Origin of the sequence: Synechococcus sp. GFB01 (genome assembly GCF_001039265.1) — a bacterium.
Taxonomy (GTDB): domain Bacteria; phylum Cyanobacteriota; class Cyanobacteriia; order PCC-6307; family Cyanobiaceae; genus NIES-981.
Genome location: NZ_LFEK01000004.1, coordinates 1 through 3426 on the forward strand (window position 1 = coordinate 1; position 3426 = coordinate 3426).

Consider the following 3426-nt stretch of genomic DNA (forward strand, 5'->3'; position numbering starts at 1 on the left):
GTCGCAACATGCCGACGCGCGAGAGCATGGAGCAGAACCGCTTCATCCGGCCCTTCGCTGCGCGCGTGCTGCGTTCCGAACTGTGGCGATTCACCCGGCGGTCGGTGCCGCGCGGCGTGGCGCTGGGAAGCCCTCTTCAACCCCCAGCGGCTGGACCTCGGCAAGGTGGCCGCCGAGGCGATCCTCGAACTGGAGAAGCTCTGGATCGGCCGCCAGCTCGAGCTGATCACCGATATCCCGGCCGACCTGCCCGATGTGTACGCCGATCAGCGGCGCATGCGGCAGGTGTTTCTCAACCTGCTGGAGAACGCCCTGAAGTTCACCCCGGAGGGCGGCCGGGTCAGTCTCACCCTGCTGCACCGCACCAGCCATTGGGTGCAGGTGAGCATCTGCGACAGCGGCCCCGGCATCCCCAGCGAGGAGCAGCAGCGGATCTTTCTCGACCGGGTGCGTCTGCCCCAGACATCCGCCAGTGCACCCGGCTACGGGGTCGGGCTGTCGGTCTGTCGCCGCATCGCCGAAGTGCACGGCGGACGCATCTGGGTGGTGTCGGAGCCTGGCGAGGGGGCCTGCTTCCACTTCACCGTGCCGGTGTGGAGCGGTCAGATGCAGCCCGCCTTGACGAAGGGACACCCCGGCCCGTAGCGTCCATCGAGCAGCGCAGGGCCCCATAAGGCCGGTGCGGTTGTGGCCTCGCCCCCATCGTCTAGAGGCCTAGGACACCTCCCTTTCACGGAGGCGACAGGGGTTCGAATCCCCTTGGGGGTATCAACAACAAACCGAAGGTTGGACTCTTCGAGTTGATTCACCGTGTTGTGGATCCGCACACCATTCCGCACCCTTGCCGGAACGCTCACGAAGCCTGCTCAGAATCCAACCCTCGGTTCTGCCGCATCTCGCAGCCTGCACTGCGGCATTACCCTCTGCGCTCGCACGCCGATCGGTCACCGGTCAGATCAGGCCTGCCCGCCGCTGCGCCTCCATCTGCACCCCCCTGAGATTGTTGGCCAGGTCTTCACGCAAGCGCTGCTCGATCAGACCGATCGGCATGCCAGGCCTGCCCTGCACGGTGAGCTCGTAGAGAAGCAGGGTGGCCGCTTCGGTCGTGGAGATCCGCCAGACACCCTCGAAGCGGCGGAAATCCCCCCGCACCATCCGGAAACGCAGTTCTCCAGCGGGGTGGTCCTCCTCAAGTTCCAGTTCCACGCGAGCCGAGAAGCGCAGCCCGCAGAACTGCTGACAGCCCACCTGCTCCAGGCCGACCCGGTTGCCCCGCCGCCAGAGCTGCTGGGAATTGGCGAGATTGGGGATGAACCGACTGAGGTTGGCGTAATCGGTCAGCACAGCCCAGAGCCATTCCGGGTCGATCTCCAGGCGCAGCTGGATGGCCAGACGCCGCGCGCCCTCCGGCAGGCGTTCCATCTCCTGCTGGATCGTGTCGAGCCGGCAGCTGGTGGAAATCGGCGGCACGAGCGCGGCGAGGAGCTGAACCAAGGCTTCGCCAAGGTGTGCTGGCGCACAAACCTAGCGGGTGTCGCCACGTCCCGCTGGCCAGGGTGAGCCGGGAGACGTTCTCTATGATCGGCCCGCTTTGAACGGGGGTCTCTGTCTGATGCGTGTTTCCACGGGCCGTAGCACCCAGTCGGATTCCCGGATCTTCACCGTGGTGGTGGAAGGCATGGGGATCGGCCAGCAGCGTCGCGCCGAACGGCGGCTCACCGTACCCTTCGGCCAGTTGCAGAGCACGATCCGCAGCATCGCGCTCCAGGGGGGNCGCATCACCGCCGTGCTCGGCGGCCAGCCCTCCGCAGCTGATGCCGGCCAGGCCTCACCACCACCGTCGCCGGCGGCCGACAAGCCTGCCGCTCGACCCGCCGCTCCTTCGAAACCTGCCCCCGTGTCCCACGCCGACGTTCCCGTCAACACCTACAAGCCGAAGGACCCCTTCATCGGCACCGTCATCGAGAACTACAGCCTGGTGGGCGAAGGGGCCATCGGCCGGGTGAACCACATCACCTTCGATCTGGCCGGCGGCGATCCCCAGCTGCGCTACATCGAGGGGCAGAGCATCGGCATCATCCCGGAAGGCACCGACGCCAACGGCAAACCCCACAAGCTTCGTCTCTATTCGATCGCCAGCACCCGACACGGCGACAACCTCGAGGGCCACACCGTGTCGCTGTGCGTGCGCCAGCTGCAGTACGAGAAGGACGGAGAGGTGATCAATGGTGTCTGCTCCACCTACCTCTGCGACATCGACCCCGGCGCNAAGGTGAAGATCACCGGGCCGGTGGGCAAGGAGATGCTGCTGCCGCCCGACGAGGACGCCACGGTCATCATGCTGGCCACCGGCACCGGCATTGCGCCCATGCGCACCTACCTGCGCCGCATGTTCGAGCCCGGCGAGCGGGCCAAGAATCCCGACTACCAGTTCCGCGGCCTCGCCTGGCTGTTCATGGNCGCGCCCAAGACCCCCAATCTCCTCTACGACGAGGATTTCAAGCGTTACCAGGCCGAGTATCCCGACAACTTCCGCTACACCACCGCCATCAGCCGCGAGCAGCAGAACAGCAAGGGTGGTCGCATGTACATCCAGGACCGGGTGCTCGAGCATGCCGACGAGATCTTCGCCCTCATCGAGAACCCCAAGACCCATGTCTACATGTGCGGTCTCAAGGGAATGGAACCCGGCATCGACGAGGCGATGACCACGGCCGCCGCCGCCAAGGGCCTCGACTGGAGTGAACTGCGTCCCCAGCTCAAGAAGGCAGAACGCTGGCACGTGGAGACCTACTGAGCCCTGGCCAACGGCTGGCAGCCGGCCAGCAGCCCGCCGATCGGCGGGCTTTTTTCGTGTTCCCACACAGAAAGGGTCACAAACTCCGGCAGGCCCCTGGGCAGGGGCGGCTGGGCCGTTAGACCGTGAGGAACGACGATTCGGCCATGGCTGCCGTGCTTACCAACCCCCTGCGGGTGGGCCTGCGGCAGGAGCGGGTGATTCCGCCCCAGTGCATCGTGATCTTCGGCGCCAGCGGGGACCTCACCCATCGCAAGCTCGTGCCCGCCCTGTTCGAGCTCTACCGGCAGCGACGGCTGCCGAGTGAATTCACCGTGCTGGGCTGCGCCCGCCGACCCTGGAGCGACGAGGAGTTCCGCCAGCGGATGGAGGCCGGGCTGGCCGCGGAGATCGTCGAGCACCGCACCGCCTGGGAACAGTTCGCCGGGTGCCTGTTCTATGAGCCCGCCGACCTCTCCGATCCGGCCTCGATCGTGCGTCTGGGCCAGCGCCTTGAGACCCTCGACCGCAGCCGCGCCACCCGCGGCAACCGCACCTTCTACCTCTCCGTGTCGCCGGCCTTCTATGGCAGCGGCTGCCGCGCCCTGGCCGCCGCCGGCCTGCTGGCCGACAGCGAGCGCAGCCGGGTG

At 66.8% G+C, this 3426-nt stretch carries 3 protein-coding genes, 1 tRNA gene and 1 pseudogene; 4 read left to right on the forward strand and 1 reads right to left on the reverse strand.

The window, feature by feature from the left end; translation table 11 throughout:
* Positions 1 to 645 (forward strand): ATP-binding protein (locus tag SYNGFB01_RS00720; protein WP_235299837.1); only part of this gene is annotated, 645 nt, incomplete at its 5' end.
* Between the two features lie 50 nt (positions 646 to 695).
* Positions 696 to 768, forward strand: a tRNA-Glu gene (locus SYNGFB01_RS00725).
* Between the two features lie 183 nt (positions 769 to 951).
* Here SYNGFB01_RS00725 and SYNGFB01_RS00730 read toward each other — a convergent pair.
* Complete coding sequence (locus tag SYNGFB01_RS00730) at positions 952 to 1422, reverse strand: SRPBCC family protein (RefSeq protein WP_048016516.1); 471 nt, start codon at positions 1420 to 1422, stop codon at positions 952 to 954.
* 190 nt (positions 1423 to 1612) lie between these two features.
* Here SYNGFB01_RS00730 and SYNGFB01_RS00735 point away from each other — a divergent pair, with 190 nt between their 5' ends.
* Both SYNGFB01_RS00735 and SYNGFB01_RS00740 read left to right on the forward strand, forming a co-directional pair.
* Positions 1613 to 2797, forward strand: a complete 1185-nt coding sequence (locus SYNGFB01_RS00735) for an FAD-binding oxidoreductase (RefSeq protein ID WP_048016513.1) — start codon at positions 1613 to 1615, stop codon at positions 2795 to 2797.
* Positions 2798 to 2943: 146 nt separating this feature from the next.
* Positions 2944 to 3426: pseudogene (locus tag SYNGFB01_RS00740) on the forward strand (glucose-6-phosphate dehydrogenase); the annotation flags it as partial.

What these genes read in the sequence shown, in the direction of transcription:
- SYNGFB01_RS00730 (WP_048016516.1), bottom strand. Translation starts at nt 1,422, where the DNA reads ATGGAACGCCTGCCGGAGGGCGCGCGGCGTCTGGCCATCCAGCTGCGC.